This window comes from Pseudoalteromonas tetraodonis (assembly GCF_002310835.1).
Classification (GTDB): domain Bacteria; phylum Pseudomonadota; class Gammaproteobacteria; order Enterobacterales; family Alteromonadaceae; genus Pseudoalteromonas; species Pseudoalteromonas tetraodonis.
Genome location: NZ_CP011041.1, coordinates 2,203,500 through 2,220,569, shown reverse-complemented (window position 1 = coordinate 2,220,569; position 17,070 = coordinate 2,203,500). Strand labels below are relative to the sequence as shown.

General features: G+C 41.4%; 21 protein-coding genes. 6 read left to right on the top strand and 15 right to left on the bottom strand.

The genetic code is table 11. From position 1 onward, the window contains the following. Nucleotides 1-31: 31 nt before the first annotated feature. The gene (locus PTET_RS10415; RefSeq protein WP_096038591.1) at nucleotides 32-655 is read left to right on the top strand and encodes a DUF6988 family protein; all 624 of its coding nucleotides are present in this window, start codon (nucleotides 32-34) and stop codon (nucleotides 653-655) included. 645 nt (nucleotides 656-1,300) lie between these two features. Here the strand turns inward: PTET_RS10415 and PTET_RS10410 are convergent. After that, the gene (locus tag PTET_RS10410) at nucleotides 1,301-1,600 is read right to left on the bottom strand and encodes a DUF3301 domain-containing protein (RefSeq protein WP_013465365.1); all 300 of its coding nucleotides are present in this window, start codon (nucleotides 1,598-1,600) and stop codon (nucleotides 1,301-1,303) included. Continuing rightward, nucleotides 1,601-2,629 (bottom strand): DUF3549 family protein, encoded by a 1,029-nt coding sequence (locus tag PTET_RS10405; RefSeq protein WP_090494296.1) that lies wholly within the window; start codon nucleotides 2,627-2,629, stop codon nucleotides 1,601-1,603. Between the two features lie 103 nt (nucleotides 2,630-2,732). Here PTET_RS10405 and PTET_RS10400 point away from each other — a divergent pair, with 103 nt between their 5' ends. From PTET_RS10400 to PTET_RS10380, 5 genes are all read left to right on the top strand, one after another. After that, on the top strand, nucleotides 2,733-3,053 hold the full coding sequence (locus PTET_RS10400; RefSeq protein WP_013465363.1) for a YqcC family protein: 321 nt from the start codon (nucleotides 2,733-2,735) through the stop codon (nucleotides 3,051-3,053). Further along, nucleotides 3,046-3,810, top strand: coding sequence for a tRNA pseudouridine(65) synthase TruC (truC, locus tag PTET_RS10395; RefSeq protein ID WP_013465362.1), 765 nt, complete (start codon nucleotides 3,046-3,048; stop codon nucleotides 3,808-3,810). Before PTET_RS10400 ends, truC begins: the two co-directional genes overlap by 8 nt. Next, on the top strand, nucleotides 3,811-4,260 hold the full coding sequence (locus PTET_RS10390) for a flavodoxin (protein ID WP_096038590.1): 450 nt from the start codon (nucleotides 3,811-3,813) through the stop codon (nucleotides 4,258-4,260). A gap of 15 nt (nucleotides 4,261-4,275) precedes the next feature. Further along, nucleotides 4,276-5,151, top strand: a complete 876-nt coding sequence (locus PTET_RS10385) for a glycosyltransferase family protein (RefSeq protein ID WP_096038589.1) — start codon at nucleotides 4,276-4,278, stop codon at nucleotides 5,149-5,151. A gap of 209 nt (nucleotides 5,152-5,360) precedes the next feature. Continuing rightward, on the top strand, nucleotides 5,361-6,434 hold the full coding sequence (locus PTET_RS10380; protein ID WP_096038588.1) for a phosphotransferase enzyme family protein: 1,074 nt from the start codon (nucleotides 5,361-5,363) through the stop codon (nucleotides 6,432-6,434). Between the two features lie 105 nt (nucleotides 6,435-6,539). Here the strand turns inward: PTET_RS10380 and PTET_RS10375 are convergent, their stop codons facing one another. From PTET_RS10375 to PTET_RS10315, 13 genes are all read right to left on the bottom strand, one after another. Next, on the bottom strand, nucleotides 6,540-6,779 hold the full coding sequence (locus PTET_RS10375; RefSeq protein ID WP_008109433.1) for an RNA recognition motif domain-containing protein: 240 nt from the start codon (nucleotides 6,777-6,779) through the stop codon (nucleotides 6,540-6,542). Between the two features lie 138 nt (nucleotides 6,780-6,917). Next, nucleotides 6,918-7,883 (bottom strand): lipoyl synthase, encoded by a 966-nt coding sequence (lipA, locus tag PTET_RS10370; protein ID WP_013465357.1) that lies wholly within the window; start codon nucleotides 7,881-7,883, stop codon nucleotides 6,918-6,920. Then, complete coding sequence (gene lipB, locus PTET_RS10365; RefSeq protein ID WP_013465356.1) at nucleotides 7,880-8,533, bottom strand: lipoyl(octanoyl) transferase LipB; 654 nt, start codon at nucleotides 8,531-8,533, stop codon at nucleotides 7,880-7,882. The genes lipA and lipB overlap by 4 nt, the downstream gene beginning before the upstream one ends. 19 nt (nucleotides 8,534-8,552) lie before the next feature. Continuing rightward, on the bottom strand, nucleotides 8,553-8,831 hold the full coding sequence (ybeD, locus tag PTET_RS10360) for a DUF493 family protein YbeD (protein ID WP_016898950.1): 279 nt from the start codon (nucleotides 8,829-8,831) through the stop codon (nucleotides 8,553-8,555). 210 nt (nucleotides 8,832-9,041) lie between these two features. Continuing rightward, nucleotides 9,042-10,202 (bottom strand): serine hydrolase, encoded by a 1,161-nt coding sequence (locus PTET_RS10355; protein ID WP_024601588.1) that lies wholly within the window; start codon nucleotides 10,200-10,202, stop codon nucleotides 9,042-9,044. Nucleotides 10,203-10,255: 53 nt separating this feature from the next. Beyond that, nucleotides 10,256-11,017, bottom strand: coding sequence for a septal ring lytic transglycosylase RlpA family protein (locus tag PTET_RS10350; RefSeq protein WP_028834084.1), 762 nt, complete (start codon nucleotides 11,015-11,017; stop codon nucleotides 10,256-10,258). Beyond that, on the bottom strand, nucleotides 11,017-12,123 hold the full coding sequence (rodA, locus tag PTET_RS10345) for a rod shape-determining protein RodA (RefSeq protein ID WP_013465351.1): 1,107 nt from the start codon (nucleotides 12,121-12,123) through the stop codon (nucleotides 11,017-11,019). Before rodA ends, PTET_RS10350 begins: the two co-directional genes overlap by 1 nt. Further along, nucleotides 12,120-14,000: a penicillin-binding protein 2 gene (mrdA, locus tag PTET_RS10340; RefSeq protein ID WP_028834085.1), complete on the bottom strand. Its 1,881-nt coding sequence runs from the start codon at nucleotides 13,998-14,000 to the stop codon at nucleotides 12,120-12,122. The genes rodA and mrdA overlap by 4 nt, the downstream gene beginning before the upstream one ends. A 9-nt stretch (nucleotides 14,001-14,009) precedes the next feature. Then, the gene (rlmH, locus tag PTET_RS10335; protein ID WP_002958522.1) at nucleotides 14,010-14,480 is read right to left on the bottom strand and encodes a 23S rRNA (pseudouridine(1915)-N(3))-methyltransferase RlmH; all 471 of its coding nucleotides are present in this window, start codon (nucleotides 14,478-14,480) and stop codon (nucleotides 14,010-14,012) included. Between the two features lie 37 nt (nucleotides 14,481-14,517). Further along, nucleotides 14,518-14,835 carry a ribosome silencing factor gene (rsfS, locus tag PTET_RS10330; RefSeq protein ID WP_013465348.1) on the bottom strand — a complete coding sequence of 106 codons (318 nt, stop codon included), beginning with the start codon at nucleotides 14,833-14,835 and terminating at the stop codon, nucleotides 14,518-14,520. Nucleotides 14,836-14,897: 62 nt separating this feature from the next. Then, a complete protein-coding gene (nadD, locus tag PTET_RS10325) occupies nucleotides 14,898-15,527 on the bottom strand; it encodes a nicotinate-nucleotide adenylyltransferase (RefSeq protein WP_013465347.1) in 630 nt (209 codons plus the stop codon). Nucleotides 15,528-15,537: 10 nt separating this feature from the next. Further along, nucleotides 15,538-16,578 carry a DNA polymerase III subunit delta gene (holA, locus tag PTET_RS10320; protein ID WP_028834087.1) on the bottom strand — a complete coding sequence of 347 codons (1,041 nt, stop codon included), beginning with the start codon at nucleotides 16,576-16,578 and terminating at the stop codon, nucleotides 15,538-15,540. Next, a complete protein-coding gene (locus PTET_RS10315) occupies nucleotides 16,578-17,069 on the bottom strand; it encodes an LPS-assembly lipoprotein LptE (protein ID WP_096038587.1) in 492 nt (163 codons plus the stop codon). Before PTET_RS10315 ends, holA begins: the two co-directional genes overlap by 1 nt. Nucleotide 17,070 lies beyond the last annotated feature (1 nt).

Here is a 17,070-nt window from a genome sequence, read left to right as displayed (position 1 = left end):
ATATAGAGTAGCCTTAAGGCGGGATAAATGAATGGAGTCACTTCTAGAACGTTCGAACTTATTACTCAATGAATTAAACATGATTATTTCTCTTGGCCCGAATAAGAGTAGTAAACGATGTTTAGGCAGTTGGGTAATGTGTGATATTGCAATTGAACATGCTCACTCTCTACAAAACTTAATGGAGATTGGTAACTGCACTTCAGCAATATCGCTGTTAAGGCTTCAATTTGATGCTTTAACAAGATCTGTATGGCTACTCTGGGGAGCTTCTGAGAAAAAAGTTGATCGGATCATGCAAGACTTATCTATAAATACGGCTAATGCTGATAATGGCCTACCTTCGCATTGCGAAATGATTAAGCAGATTGATGGCAAAGCACCAGCTGAAGCTACTCGAATGCTAACTGAGTTTAGAGATGTTACTTGGAAAGCTTCAAGCTCTTACGTACACGGTGGAATTCATGCGATGAAACGACACGGTGAAGGATACCCGTTACAGTTGTTGGAACAAATACTAGTTAATTCAAATGGATTAGTAATGTTATCAGCTGTCCATTTGGCAACAATGACGGGTAACATGCATGTTTTAAATGATATTACCCGTATTCGAGATACATACCGAAATATCCTACCAAAGCTAAATTTTAAATAAGTGCTATATAGAGTCTAATTATCAAGTGACTGAGAATCTCACTTCGAATGACAGATACCAGTGATTATGTAAGCCTATGTTCCAAATAGGGCGCACTTACGTGAGATATATCTTACATTAACGTGCGCCTTGTCAGTTTAACTCCGTATTTTATCTTCTTAAAAACATCAAGCTATTGTTATTTATAGTTATTTTTATTTTTCAATTTTATGACCGTAATTTTTTTTGTTTTCCTCACTATCATACGAAGCCGTTTGCTTTAAACTTTATTTTGTCAAGACGACATAGCCCAATGATTGAGCTACTGCCACGGATAAGGAATCAGGCAACTAAGTAGTTACTAGCAGGAAGCACAAAGGACAAGTTAACACGGATGCAGGGATGAAACAGGAAGTACACGGAGTACTAAAATAGCTGGGAGCTATTTAAAGGACACCAAGGATGATGCGATAGGAAATTGCAGGAGCGTTAGTTTACGCAGGATAGCCAAGGCGGCAAGTGGATATTGCAGGATGCAATAGAGAGTAAACACGGTAGTTTGCTCGTTCAGAGGATGATAAACAGGGAATAGGTAAAGGATACCTTACAGGATGTTTGCAATTGGGGCGTAACTGAGGTTACGCCTTAGTTTTTTGTGCTAAGAAATTATATTCTATGTGGTGGCACAACCACACTTTTTAGTTTTTCATCTTCCATGATTAATACCCCTTGGTAGGCGTTTTCACCGTCACTTGAAAACTCAAAAATAAATTCGCTTTTCATGCCCGGTTTACCACTTTTTAAAATGCCAAATCGACGCTTGTTGCAAGCTACACTCATAAGTTGCACTTGCAATTGCTCGCTTTGGCGTTTGGCATGAACGTTCGCTGCTTCGGCTATTTTACGATTTAGCCAAAAAAAATAAATTACAGCACCAATAAGTATGAACGTCCATAAACTAGCCATTTAAGAGAATAACCTTCCAATTGCGCGAGCTAATGTCTCGCTTCTGTTTTCTTCACGTAATAAAGCTAATAAGTGAGGGCGAATAGTCTCAATTGCAACTAAATCTGCAAAAACGCTAGGAAATAATTCAGCTATTTTCTCATGATGCGCACAGTTATCCATAAACACATGTAAACGCTGTGGCTGTTCTAACTGTTTGAAGCAGCGACCAGCAATGGTCAACAAAATATCAGAATCTTGCCCTAAAGGTGAGTTAAGCGCGCAGTCAACAAGTTGTGCGCTAAGCCCTGCTGCTTGCCCTGATGATATTGCACGCAGCGCGGCAGAGGCCGCAACAACATCATTATTACTAAGGGCGGTTTGCCCATAACTTAACAATAACTCACTTAACGAGGGCGGTATTTCGATGTGTTCAAGCATTGCACTTAATGGCTGTAATACTTCAACTGGTAATTTAGGCCACGCTGCTTGTAAGTGCTTTAAGTTATCAGCACTATGAAGACGATAAGCAAAATCGGCAATGCCTTGTAACGCGACATTTTGCCAATTATCAAAGCCAATTTGGCCACTAAAGTAGAGTTGGGCGTGCTCGTAGTATTGAGACGCTGGTTGCTTTAGCAACACTTTAACTTGTGCATTGAACGCCGCTAATTTATTCGCGTTCGGAGTAAATACATAAGGGTTGTTATCGAGTGTGCCATCGGCTTGCTCGCCGGTAATTTCTGTTCCTAGTGCCTGAATAACCATATCAGCAAAGTGATCACGGCTCGCGCTTACTAACTTACTTTGCTCATCAAGTGGGAATTTTAAGAACCACACATAGGGTTCTTTACTGGCTTTGCTATCCCAAAACTGAATCGCTAACCATGCATGACCTGCTAATGGGTAAGGGTAAGGAATTTGCGCTTGTTCAACGGCTAAAAATTGTTGTTTATCAAGCTTGGTAATGTGCCTGCCAATATCAAAAGCACGCCATTGAGTGCCTGCACCATCTAAAAGCTGGCCTAACGTAGCTATATGTTCACTCATGGATTTCCAACTGTTTTTACTACAAAATTACCTTAATTATACGCCATAGCGACTGTTGTGGGAACAGGGTATAATTGCATAATACACAGACCAAAGGGTGATTATGTACCAGCAAACCCACATATATTTACAGCAATTAGCGGCGCTACTTAAAAAGCATCAACTGTGGCAGGTTGAGCCACTGAATCCCGATTTATTAGATTCTAGCGTACCGTTTTGTCACGATACACTGGCATTTGAACAATGGTTGCAGTTTGTATTTATTGAAAAGTTACAGCGGCTAATTGACAACAAGCAGCCGTTACCGCGCAATTTTGCAGTCGCCCCGATGGCGCAAATGACACTCACTGATAAATCAGGCAGCGAAGACATTATCGCTTTACTGACCCAATTAGATTCATATTTAGGAGAGCCTAATGAGTGAGCGCCCAGAGCCTATTGAATACGGCGAACTGTCGATTCTTTATCAAGATGAAAATTATGTAGCAATAGATAAACCCTCTGGGCTACTTGTTCATCGCTCATTTTTAGATAAACATGAAACTCAATTTGCAATGCAAATGCTGCGCGATCAAATAGGGCAACATGTGTTTCCTGTTCACCGTCTTGATAGGCCTACTTCGGGTGTATTACTGTTTGCATTAAGCTCAGAGGCGGCGCGTGATATGAATCAATTATTTATTGAGGGCACAATAACAAAACGTTATTTAGCGTTGGTACGCGGGTTTGCGCCTGAATCTGTTTTTTTAGATAAACCGTTAAAAGAAGAGCTCGACAAAATAGCCGATAAGTTTGCTGATCAAGACAAAGCCGCGCAAGAAGCACAAACACAATTTAATTGTTTGCATCAAGCTGCGCTGCCTATCCCAATAGGAAAATACCCAACGGTTCGTTATTCTTTGGTAGAGTGTTTTCCTAAAACGGGTCGCAAACATCAAATACGCCGGCATTTAAAGCACTTGTCTTTACCTATTATTGGTGATGTAAATCATGGCGATAACCAGCATAATCAGTTTTTTAGGGAGCATTTTTCGCTTCGCCGTCTAATGTTGTTTGCATCAGAGCTTAGCTTTGTGCACCCTTATAATAATGAACCCATAACAATTAAAGCGCCGCTGGGTGATGCAATGTTAAACATTTGCAAACAGCTGGGGTGGCCAGAACAAGAAGAGGATTATTAAATGGCACATATTAGTATTTTTGTTGGCAGCGTGTATGGCGGTGCAGAGCGATTAAGTGAGCAAGTTAGCGACACGCTAGAGCAAGCTGGTCATCAGGTTAGTGTCTTCGAGCAGCCTACTTTAGATGATATAAAAAATGCTTCGCATATTTTAATTGTTACCTCGACCACTGGGCAAGGCGATATTCCTGATAATTTAGCGGATCTTTATCATCAATTAAATAGTACTTTTCCAATGCTAACAGACAAGCCTTTTGGTATTGTTGCCATGGGTGATAGAAGTTACGGTGATACGTTTTGTGGGGCAGGGCGCAACTTTGATGAGCTACTACGTGATTTACAAGCTAAACCTGTTGGTAACCGACTAGAAATTGATGCCTGTGAAGACTTTGAGCCATGGCCGGTAACTGAGCCTTGGTTGCAAGCTTGGCTTGGTAAATTACCCTCATAAATGCGCAGACTCTAAATGAAAAAACATAAACTGAGTTTGGTTGTGCTTGCGGGTGGCTTAGGTAGTCGCTTTGGTGGCAATAAACAAATAGCAGCAATCCCTGGGCTAAATTGCACGATTATGGAGTTAAGCATTACTGATGCGTATCGCGCCGGTGTGACACAGGTTGTACTGATCATCAATCAAGCCGTTCGCAGTGAGATAGAACACACTATTTTACCTCGCTTACCTAAAGCCCTTGACGTGGTATTAGTAGAGCAACATAACGCGCTTGTTCCTGATGCATACAAAGCACTATCACAGCAACGTATAAAACCATGGGGCACAGGGCATGCGTTACTGTGTGCCAAAGCATATATTAACAACCCTGCAATTGTTATTACCGCAGATGACTATTATGGTGCGTCTTCATTTTTATTGCTTAGTGAGCATTTTAAAAATAGCCCCGAATGGGCAATGGTGGGGTACCCGATTATCAATACCCTCTCTGAGCACGGTGGGGTTAATCGCGGAGTATGTAGTATTGCTGATGGAAGGCTTGTTGCAGTGACGGAATATTTAAATATTCAAAAAGAGTCTGCACATATTGTTGGAAATAATCCGCAGGGCTTGCGTATAAAAATTAGCCAAGATGCGCTAGGATCTATGAGTTTTTGGGGGGTCACGCCGTGCTTTTTTGATTATTTGCAACAAGGTTTTGAGACGTTTTTACAGCAATATAACGTTAATACTCAGCAAGAATATTACTTACCTGATCAAATCCAGCAAGCGATTAATGTAAAAGCACAGCCTGTATTTGTATACACTGCAAAAGAGCCTTGGTTTGGGGTTACCTATAAATCAGAACTGACAAGCATTGCGGCTACTTTGTGCGCATTACGTCAAGCGTAAAGGTGTTAATACCAATTTTATTAAAAACATGATCAATCTAGCGTATTAAATAACCCGCTACCTGCGTTAAAAATTATTTATATAGAACAACTATGTATCATAATTTTCGCCTTGTTATCGCGTTATTTCCTTGTCGCTGTAATCGTTCACTAATTTAATGCAATTGATATAAATTATTGTCGCCTTGGGCGAAAAGAGTGAAGTAGAAAATGAATTCAATTCCTATAGAAGTTTACTTATCTGAGAGTTTTGGCCTTGACGATAAGCATGCGAGTATAAAACCCATTGGTAGTGGGCATATCAATACTACCATGTTATTGAGCACACCTAAGCGGTCATTGGTTGTACAGAAGCTCAATACGGTGGTATTCCCAAAACCACAGTTACTTGTTGATAATGCAAGATTAATAGAACGACACTTAAGCAAAAAGCAGCAAGTAGGTGAGTTCAACTTAGCAATTGTGCGGCATGTAGCAACAACTCAGCATGACTATTTAGTAAATAATAATAACGATACTTGGCGAGCCCTTGAGTTTATTGGTGGCAGTTACAGCGAAGATGTGGTTAATACTGTTAGCCAAGCGCAAACCGCGGCTAATGCATTTGGCCAATTTGCTGCAGCATTAGAGGATTTTGACGCTAACAAATTACATGCAGTTATCCCTAACTTTCATAATTTAGCCATGCGTGCAGAGGTTTTTAAGCAAGTTATTAACGCCGATCCTCATAAACGTGTAGCTCATTGTCAGGAGGAGGTTGATTTTTGCTTGTCGCAGTTCTCACTCATTGATGAGCTCAATGCATTAGCTGGAAAAGTCCCTATTCGCGTGTGTCATAACGATACTAAAATAAACAACATGCTATTTTGTTCAGATTCAAATGATGCAAAAGCGGTGATTGATTTAGACACCTGTATGCCAGGTTATTGGCTTAATGACTTTGGCGATATGGTCAGAACATTCTGCTCTGCAGAGCAAGAAGATTCAACAGCGCTTGAAAAAGTAGGTGTTCGTGAAGACATTTTTGCAGCAATTGTTAAAGGTTACGTTGAACCATTAAAGTCAGTATTAACGGCCGCAGAAAAACAAAGCTTTTGGTTAGGTGCTAAAGTAATGCCTTTTATGATTGGCTTACGCTTTTTAACCGACTATATAGACGGCGATAATTACTTTAGTGTTAAATATGAGAGACACAATTTAGATCGCGCAAAAAATCAATTTGCGTTGTACAGGGATATAGTAAGTAAGCAGCAGGTATTAAAGGCGATGTTAACTCAGATATAAGCCCAATTGGTTATATTGCTCAAAGTGTTAAAGCTAAGCTTTGAGCAATATAAAGCGAGGTTAAACGCTGAAAATACGTATAAACTTCCAACCCCTCAATCGTTATTAAGCATCGGCTAGTTTTACGCGGATTTTGCTTTTATCAACGGTTGTTTGATTAAGGGCTTTAATAGCGCCTTTAACTTCAATGTCGTTTGGCATTTCTACAAAAGCAAAACCTTTTGATTGGCCAGTTTCTTTATCGAGTACTAAGTTACAGGTGGTCACTTTACCGTGCGCTGTAAATAAAGTACGAAGCTCATGCTCAGTGGTAGCACGAGATAAGTTGCGAACTAATAGTTTCATAATGAACCTAATTAAGGGTATCAGCGGTAATTATCTCAAGTAACCCCGCTTTAGCCTAACTTTATTTTACATTTGCTGAAAATAACACCCATAAACAAAAAAAGCTGCTCGTTGGCAGCTTTTTGTTAATCAGCAGGCTTATTTTACTTCTTTACCCGCTGCTTGTTGATCTGCGTGATAGCTTGAGCGTACAAACGGGCCAGAAGCCGCGTGTGTAAAGCCAATTTCATCAGCATACTCTTTTAGTGCATCAAACTCAGCAGGCGGCACGTAGCGTTTTACTGGTAAGTGATGCTTAGAGGGTTGTAGGTATTGGCCTACGGTTAGCATATCAACGTTGTGCTCACGTAAATCACGCAGTACTTCTTCAATTTCGCTAATTTCTTCACCTAAACCAACCATTAACCCCGATTTAGTTTTAACCTCAGGGTGTGCTTCTTTAAAGCGACGTAATAATTCAAGTGACCACTTGTAATCAGCACCTGGACGCGCCAATTTGTACAAACGTGGTGCTGTTTCTAGGTTGTGGTTAAATACATCTGGCGGCGTTTCAATTAATATTTCCAACGCTCTGTCCATACGACCACGAAAATCAGGGACTAATATCTCAATGGTGATTTCTGGATTGTGCTTGCGAATTTCACGGATACAATCGGCAAAGTGCTGAGCGCCACCGTCACGTAAATCATCACGGTCTACCGAAGTGATCACTACGTAGCTTAGCTTCATGTCTTTAATGGTCAGTGCAAGCTTTTCAGGCTCTGCTGCATCGGGCTTTAATGGACGGCCATGTGCTACATCACAAAATGGGCAACGACGTGTACAAATAGCCCCTAAAATCATAAAGGTCGCCGTACCGTGGTTAAAACATTCTGATAAGTTGGGGCACGAGGCTTCTTCACATACAGAGTGAAGGCCATGCTTACGCATTGCTTGTTTTATGCCGTCAATCCGCTCGGTTGACTTGGGTAAGCGGATTTTAAGCCACTCTGGCTTACGGAGCATTTCGGTTTTTTCTGTTGGTAAAACTTTAACGGGGATCAACGCCATTTTTTCTGCGTCGCGTAGTTTTACACCTGGTTCCATTTTGACTGGTTTATTCATTCGTTTTCAAACCCTTCAGTATGCTTAACCTGTGTTGCATTAAGCTTTTTGATCATGTGTTTTACCAGCCCTTGACCTGCAGCTTCAAGGTTTTGAGGGCCATTTAATTCTTTAGTTTGCACCATATTCATGCCCGCATAACCACAAGGGTTAATGCGTAAAAATGGACTTAGGTCCATGTTAACATTTAATGCTAAACCATGAAATGAGCAGCCACGACGAACTCTTAGGCCTAAAGAGGCAATTTTGCTGTCGTTCACGTAAACACCGGGTGCATCGGCTTTTGCGTATGCATCAATACCGTACTCAGCAAGGGATTCAATAATACATTCCTCAAGCCATGTTACTAGCTCTCGTACGCCAATCTTTAAACGACGTAAGTTAAATAATACATACATCATTTGCTGACCTGGGCCGTGGTAAGTTACTTGTCCGCCACGATCCACTTTAATCACTTCAATGTCACCTGGGGCGAGCAAGTGCTCATCTTTACCGGCTTGGCCTTGGGTAAATACACTTTCGTGCTCTACCAGCCAAATTTCATCTGGGGTATTTTCATCACGGGTGTCGGTAAACTCTTGCATTTTTTGCCAAATCGGCATGTAACGCTGACGACCCAGTTGGCGTACGATTAGGGTGTTTTCGCTCACAACAAATCTCAACTATGGATTAAAGCATATGGCGTACGTCATCGATGTTGCTGATCACGTTGTAAATTTCTTCAATGTGTTTGCCGCTTGTTACAGTAGCTACTAGCGTTACAGACTCGTAATTACCTTTACTGCTTGGTTTTACTTTTGGCGCATAATCACCTGGAGCAATAGGTTGTAATTTAGCTAAAATTTGATCAGTTAAGTTTACATTAGCTAGACCCATAATTTTAAATGTAAATGGGCAAGGGTACTCTAAGTACTCATCAAATTTAGTGTCTTTAACAGGTTCAACCACGACGGGAACTCCTCAAACAAAAAGTGTTGGCTTTGCTAAAACGCGAAGCTTAAAACTGACAGGCTAATGGCAATCTTGAAATGATGCTATTGTTGACCCAAGCCAATGATAGTCATTCAATACGATTGGTATATATGGGGCGCATTCTAGCACTTTTCAAGCAAAAAAAAACGCCTCACAGTGGAGGCGTTCATATTACTTTACTCGCAATTACATAATCTGTAAGCGTAAGTAGTCATATATTTTACTAAAGAAGCTACCTTCTTGTATTTCTTCAAGTGTAACTAGCGGATATTGTGCAATATCTTCGCCTTCAAGCTGTAAAAATAAAGTACCTACTTTTGTGCCTTTAGCTAAAGGTGCCTCAAGGGTATCGTCTAGCTCAAAGTTTGCTTTAAGGTTTTTATGCTGACCACGAGGAATAGTAATAGGTGTATCTTCTAAAATTCCTAAAGAAACATTCTCTTTATTGCCCATCCAAACACGTTGCTCAGCAAAGCTGTCGCCGGCTTTATACGGGGTAATTGTTTCAAAAAAGCGAAAACCATAGTTTAGTAGTTTTTTACTTTCTACTTTACGCGCGCGCTCACTTGAGGTGCCCATTACAACGGCAATTAAACGCATGTCGTTTTTTGTTGCAGAGGTGACTAAGCTGTAACCCGCCTCAGACGTGTGACCCGTTTTAATACCATCTACATCTAGGCTTTCATCCCACAACAAAGAGTTGCGGTTATATTGCTTTATGCCATTGAAGGTAAAAGACTTTTGTTTATATAGAGCGTATTCATCAGGCACATCTCTGATAAGTGCAGCCCCTAATGTTGCCATGTCGCGTGGCGTTGTATAATGCGCATCAGTATCAAGGCCATGGCTATTAACAAAATGCGTATTAGTCATGCCTATTTTTTCGGCGTGAGCATTCATTAAATCTGCAAACGCGCTTTCGCTACCAGCAATATGCTCTGCCATAGCAACACATGCATCATTTCCTGATTGAATAATAATGCCATGGTTAAGATCATCGACACTAACTTGTTTACCGACTTCAATAAACATTTTTGATGATTCAGGGAAGTTTTTTGCCCACGCTTTTTCACTAACAGTAACCATATCGGTAGGCGCAATATTACCAGCATTAATTTCGGTACCAATTACATAACTGGTCATCATTTTAGTTAAGCTGGCCGGTGCGAGTTTGGTATCAGCCTCGCCTTGTGCAATGACTTTACCTGTGGTGAAGTCCACCAAAAAGTAACCTTTTGCATTAACTTGAGGAGGCGCTGGAATAATTTGGGCGGTGGCTGAAAATACGGCGGCAGAACAGACTAAGCCGCAAACACCAGTAAGAATTTTATGTTTAATAGATTTCATCATACTCATTAATGGTTAAAGTTAAAAATATGCGTATTCCCATTCTAAAGGGCTTACTGAGTGTAAAGCAAGAACGCGTTTTGAAATTGATTTTGTTTTAATGTTTCTAGTACTTGTTGCGCATGTTGGGCATCTTTTATTGGCCCTAAGTGCAATCTATAAATAGCGTCTTTTTCAACGATATTTGTCGGTAACTTATACTGTTCTCGCAGTGTACTTGCTAACGCTTCTATGTTGGCTAAGGTACTGCCCGCGGCAACTTGAACGTAGGTTTTTCGTGCATGGGTATCGGCTAGAGTAATGGCTTCTAGCTTAACCTCTGCTGTACCATACTTATGGTATCCAAGTTTGTATGCAGCGGCATAAGAAAGGTCAATAATTCTATTATCATGAAAGGGGCCACGGTCATTAACACGAACAATAATTGATTTGCCATTAGCCGTATTTGTTACCCGCACAAAACTAGGTAAAGGCAACGTTTTATGGGCTGCGGTCATCGCGAACATGTCGTAAATTTCGCCATTAGAGGTGTGATACCCATGAAATTTACGGCCATACCACGAAGCAATGCCCGTTTCTGAATAGCCGGTTTCATCGAGCATCGGGGTATAACGTTTGCCAAGCACTTCGTAGGGGCGCGTAGTACTCGCACTTTTAATAACTTGAGTAACAATGGCATCTTGCATTTCTAATTCGGTCGGTGCACGAAGCGGCGCCGCATCATGGCGCATGCTGTAACGACTATTTGAACTGCTGCATGCACTTAAAAAGAGGCTAACGAGAATAATAATTATAAGTTGTTTGTAAAGGCGCATTATTTTAAGAGCATCCTTTTATCTGTGGCAATCGACATAATAATGCCAAATGCAGCCATCAGGGTCACCATTGAGGTACCGCCATAACTAATTAATGGTAACGGTACACCTACAACAGGCAGCAAACCCGATACCATGCCAATATTTACAAAAATATAAACAAAAAATGTAAGTGTGAGTGAGCCGGCTAATAGTTTACCAAACGCATCTTGTGCGTTAACCGCAATATAAAGCCCACGGCCAATAATAAATAAATATAAACTAAGTAAAACACACACACCAAATAAGCCAAACTCTTCACTCAGTACTGAAAAAATAAAGTCAGTATGTCGCTCAGGTAAAAATTCTAGTTGCGATTGCGTGCCTTGCAGCCAGCCTTTACCTTCGATACCGCCTGAACCAATGGCAATTTTTGATTGAATAATATGATAGCCAGAACCCAGCGGATCGCTCTCAGGGTCTAAAAAGGTCAGTACCCTTTGCTTTTGATAATCGTGCATACCGTAGTGCCAAAATGGCCATGCTGCCAAAGCAACAACCGAGCTTAAAAAGCCGATTAAACGCCAGCTCAAGCCTGATAAAAACAATACAAATACACCGGAACTGGCAATCAAAATTGAGGTGCCCAAATCAGGTTGTTCTTTAATTAGTAGGGTAGGCAGCATAACAATGGCAAAGCCAATGACTAAATGTAACGGACGCGGCGGCAAATGGTGGCGGCCAATATACCAAGCAACCATCATCGGAACCGCTAGTTTCATTAGCTCTGAGGGTTGAAAGCGAGTAATGCCTAAATCTAACCAGCGTTGAGCTCCCTTAGAACTTACACCAAATAGCAGTACCCCAACCAGCATGAGTAATCCTAGGCAATACATGGGAATAACTAAACGTTTTAAAGTCGCTGGTGGAATTTGAGCAAGTACAAACATACCTATAATGGCGCCAGCCATTCGCGTAATATGGCGAACCATCATGGCAGAGTCTTGCCCTGAGGCGCTGTATACAATAGTGATACTACCGGCCATCATCAACAATAACGCAATAAAAAGTGGCAAATCAATATGCAGTCGCAGCCAAATAGAGCGCTTATCATGTAAAGCTGTCATGGTGCTTTGTCCCCTGAAGATTGGATTGGGTTAGCTGCAAAATAGTAATCCATTAATTGGCGCGCAATGGGCGCACCTACTGAGCTTCCCCCACCGGTATTTTCTACCACAATAGAGACAACAATTTGTGGGTTATTAAACGGTGCAAAACCTATATAAATGGCGTTGTCGCGTTGGCGCTCTTTGAGTGCATCGGCGTCGTAACGCTCGCCCTGAGCAATACTCACCACTTGGGCAGTACCGGTTTTACCTGCAGGGTCATAAGTAGCCCCTTTAAATGCACGATGGGCAGTTCCGGTAGTTTTTTTAACGGTGTTATGCATGGCATCAATCGCGATGCGCCAGTTATCTTCGTTATTGAGTACAACCGGCGGTTTTTCTTCATTATTGAGCTGAGTAATTTGATCTTCTTTTTTAGCAACTTGCACTAAATGAGGAGGGTGATTTATCCCTCTGTTAACTAAAATATTAGTGGCATTCGCTATTTGAATGGGGGTGGCAGTCCAATAACCTTGGCCAATTCCTACAGAAATAGTATCTCCAGGCCACCAAGACTCTTTAAAACGGGCTTCTTTCCACTCTTTTGAGGGTAAAATAGCGGTTGTTTCTTCATGAATATCAATACCGGATAATTCACCAAAGCCAAAGCGAGCCATAAAGTTACTTATTTTTGTGATCCCCATTCGATAGGCTGCGTCATAAAAGTAGGTATCGCATGACTCTTCTATTGCTTTATAAACATCCACATGGCCATGGCCCCAACGTCGCCAATCACGCCATCTATGCTCTACGTTGGGAATTTGAAAAAAGCCCGGATCCCACATACTGGTGGTTTCTTGCACTATATTTTCTTCTAATGCCAAAATAGCCATGTGTGGTTTAACAGTCGATGCTGGTGCGTAGCGACCTTGAGTCGTGCGATTGATCAGTGGACGATCAGGGTTGAGTAAGGCTTTGTAGTCTTTACTGCTAATACCGTGCACAAATAAATTGGGATCATAACTTGGGTTTGAATACAGCGCTAAAACGCCGCCATCTTTTGCATCCATTACCACAATAGCGCCGCGCATATCTTTAAGTGCATGTTGGGCTATTTGTTGTAAACCAATGTCGAGAGTAAGTACTAAGTCGTCACCCGCTTGCGGTGGATCCATACTTAAAGTGCGGATAATTCGGCCGCGGTTATTAACTTCAACTCGTTGTGAGCCAACTTGGCCATGTAATAACGGCTCGTAGTATTTTTCGATACCCAGTTTACCAATATCATGCGTGGCTCGGTAGTTTGTGGCTTCATCTTGTTGTTCAAGCTTGTTTAATTCTTTTCTATTGAGCTTTGCGACATAGCCTAATGCATGGGTTAAAGTATCGCCAAAGGGGTAATATCTCGCTAGGCGTGCCTCAATACTAAAGCCTGGGAACTTATGTTGGTTTACTGAAAACATCGCTACTTCGTTTTCATTTAAACGGGCTTTGAGGACTTGACTTTTAAAACGTCGAGTATGTTTTATATCATCAAGAAAATCAGCTTGTTGCTGCTCGGTTATTTCAATGATTTTGCTGATAGACTTCAAAGAGGCGGTTAAATCATCAACTTCTTCGGGGATCACCTCAAGGTTATAAACGGGCTTATTTTCGGCTAGTAAAACACCATTGCGGTCGTAAATTAAACCGCGATTGGGGGCTATAGGTATAACTTTTATACGGTTATCATTAGAACGAGTTTGATAATCTTGATGATCATCAACCTGGATTTTATACAAGTTAGACAGCAATATTGCTACAAGGACTAATATAAAAATAAAACCCACGAATGCACGCCGAGCAAATAAATTAGCTTCTGCTGAGTGGTCGCGAATGGTGGGTCTTCGTTTTAGCATGGCAAGAAACTACTCGCGATGATAAGGATGGTTGTTATTTAAGCTCCAGCCTCTGTAGAGGCTTTCAGCAACAATAATGCGTACTAAAGGGTGTGGGAGCGTTAAATTTGATAACGACCATTTTTGCTCAGAGGCAGCAATACACTCTGGGGCTAAGCCTTCAGGTCCGCCAATTAATAAACTGACATCGCGACCATCTAGTTGCCACTTTTCCATGTTTTTCGCTAGTTGATGAGTATCCAGTGCTTTACCGGTTACTTCTAGTGTGACAATACGATTGCCTTTAGGTATGGCGGCTAAGGTTTTTTCACCTTCAATGTGCAAAATACGCTTTATATCGGCATTTTTTCCGCGTTTACCAGCAGGGATCTCAATGAGTTCCAATGCCATATCTTTGGGAAAGCGGCGTTGATACTCTGCAAAACCTGTCTCTACCCATGCTGGCATTTTTGTACCAACAGCAATCATTTGTATTTTCACGACGTTACTTCCAAGCGTTGTCTAAAATAGGGAGCAATTAGCCCCAAAGCTTTTCTAGATCGTAATAGCTACGTGCTTGATCTTGCATAACGTGAACAATCACATCACCTAAATCAACGAGTGCCCATTCACCATCGCTTTGGCCTTCATACCCTAATGGCTCTTCACCAGCGTGGCGAGCTTCTTTTGCTAAGTTATCAGCAATTGACAATACATGACGTCTTGATGTGCCTGAACATACAATCATGTAATCGGTTACGTCTGAGCTGCCAGTTACGTCAAGTTGAATCACATCACGTGCTTTCATATCGTCAATTTTGTCTAGTGCAAAAGCGAGTAGTTGTTTCGAATCCAAGGTTTTGTCTCAATTTAAAATTTAATAGCGGTTATTTTAACACGCTGAGGGGTTTATACCAATCACTCTTGATAAAGCTGGTGCTGCTTAATATAGTGACTCACGGCGTCGGGTAATAGTTCACTCTTTTTAGTACTTTTTTTAAGGGCTTGACGGATCTCGCTGGATGCGGCATCCAGCTGTTCCCCCTCTAAAAAGTAAAGGTGTCCGGCATTTGTTTTTTGCAGCAAGGCAATATCAGTGGTAACAGCGTTATGTTGATAGCATTTAAGTTCACCCTGTGTATCACAAATTTGGCCAGGGCGTTGATACACCACCAGATGACAAAGGCGAGTTATTGTTTGCCATTGATACCATTTATCGAAATTGTTGAATGAGTCCATGCCAATTAAAAATAAAATAGGGGTATCGGGGTTTTCTGCTCTTAGCTCTTGCAAACTTAATAAAGAATACGACGGGCCGCTGCGTTGCAGTTCTCGTAAATCAAGTTTGAACGGCGCATAAGGTGTAATTGCGGCTTTAAGCATTGCTATACGATGCTCGGTGCTGATCCCCGGTGCCGCTTTGTGTGCGGGTATTGCACAGGGCATAAAATAGAGTGAGTGTAATTTAAAGGTCGCAACGCATTGCTGCGCCATATTAAGGTGTCCCAAATGAACGGGATCAAAAGTACCACCAAAAATTGCAATCATGTATTTCCCTTTACTGACGGTTACTATGGCAGGGAAGTGGAATATCGAGCGGTTGGCAGAACTTAATGCAAATATGCGCCAATGCTTGGTAAGGGGCAATCAATGCGCCTTGCTTGTAACTTGCATCAAACAATGCCAGTTCACTGCTAATATTCTCTAGGGTATGAATGTTTAGCCTGTTAATGGCTGTTTGTACTGGCGCTTGTTGATTTTTCCAAATCGCTTTTTGTTTAAATAAGGTTGCTAATGACTCACCTTGCAATAATCCCTGCTGCACACTCAATAATGTATTAAGGTCTTTATTGATGGCCCATAAGATACTCACAACCTCAGTGTTATCACTGGCAAGTTTGTTAAGTACTTTTATAGCCTGAGCGGTGTGGCCGTTTAAAAGCGCATCACTTAAATCAAAAATATCAAACTTAGCTTGGTTTAGTAGTCCTTGCATCACCAGCTGTTGCGTGATCAGAGCGTCACCGTGTATTAATGCTAGTTTTTCAAGCTCTTGGTAACATGCAAGTAAGTTGCCTTCAGTGGCATTAATTAAACTGAGTTTGGCCTCGTTTTGAATATTTAGTGACAAGCGTTGGCACTGCTCATCAAGCCAACGCTTTAAGTGATTTCCGCTAAGTGGGTAGCAGGGGACAAATAACCCATGCTTATCAAGTGCTTTAAACCACGCGCCGCGCTGAACATCTTGACTGGCCTTAGCGCCTTTTACGATTAAGATCGTATCAGGGTTTTCAAGCTCTACTATTTTTTTAAAGGTGTTTGCGCCGGGTGTCCCCGGTTTTTGCTGGTTTAAATCAAGCTCAATAATAGTGCGCGCGCTAAACAACGACATACTTTGGTATTGCGCGATTATTTCTTGCCAATCAAAGCCCTGAGCTAAAGTGAATTTAATTACTTCATCAAATCCTTGTGCCTTTGCCGTGTCGCGAATGAGCTGTACACATTGCGCTTCTTGAAAAGGCTCTTCGCCAAAAACCAAATAAAAAGGTTTTAAGCCTTTTTTTAATTCACTCGGTAGCTGATTTGCATAACAACGCATTATAGTTGTGACAACTCTCTAACAATACGACGACTCGCTTGTTGGCGAATTTCGCTAATTAGCAGCTCAAGCTCTTTTGCTTTTGCTAGTGCGTTATCTGGATCGTCTTGGTAGTTACGGTATAACTCAAAGCGTTTTTCGATGGCTTTTTGTTTCGGGCGTTTTACTACATAACTTACGCTGTATGCCAGTTCGTACTCAGCTACTTGTCCGTTTTGGAACAACGATAAGGTTTGACGCTCTAGTTGTTCTTTAAATAAATAAAGCTGCGCTGATTGTTTACTTGCAGGCACTAAAGTGACATCGCTCATAGCCAGTTCGCTTTGCAAATAGCTAAATAAAGCAGATTTTTGATCATCCCCCACAAGCGTTAGCTGTTTTAAATCATCGGGTAGGCTTGATGCTTTTTTAAGATGAAAGCCACAGCTCGATAACAAAAAACAGACTAGCACTAAGGCTAGTCCGTTTTTAATGGCATTTAAAGTAGCCATA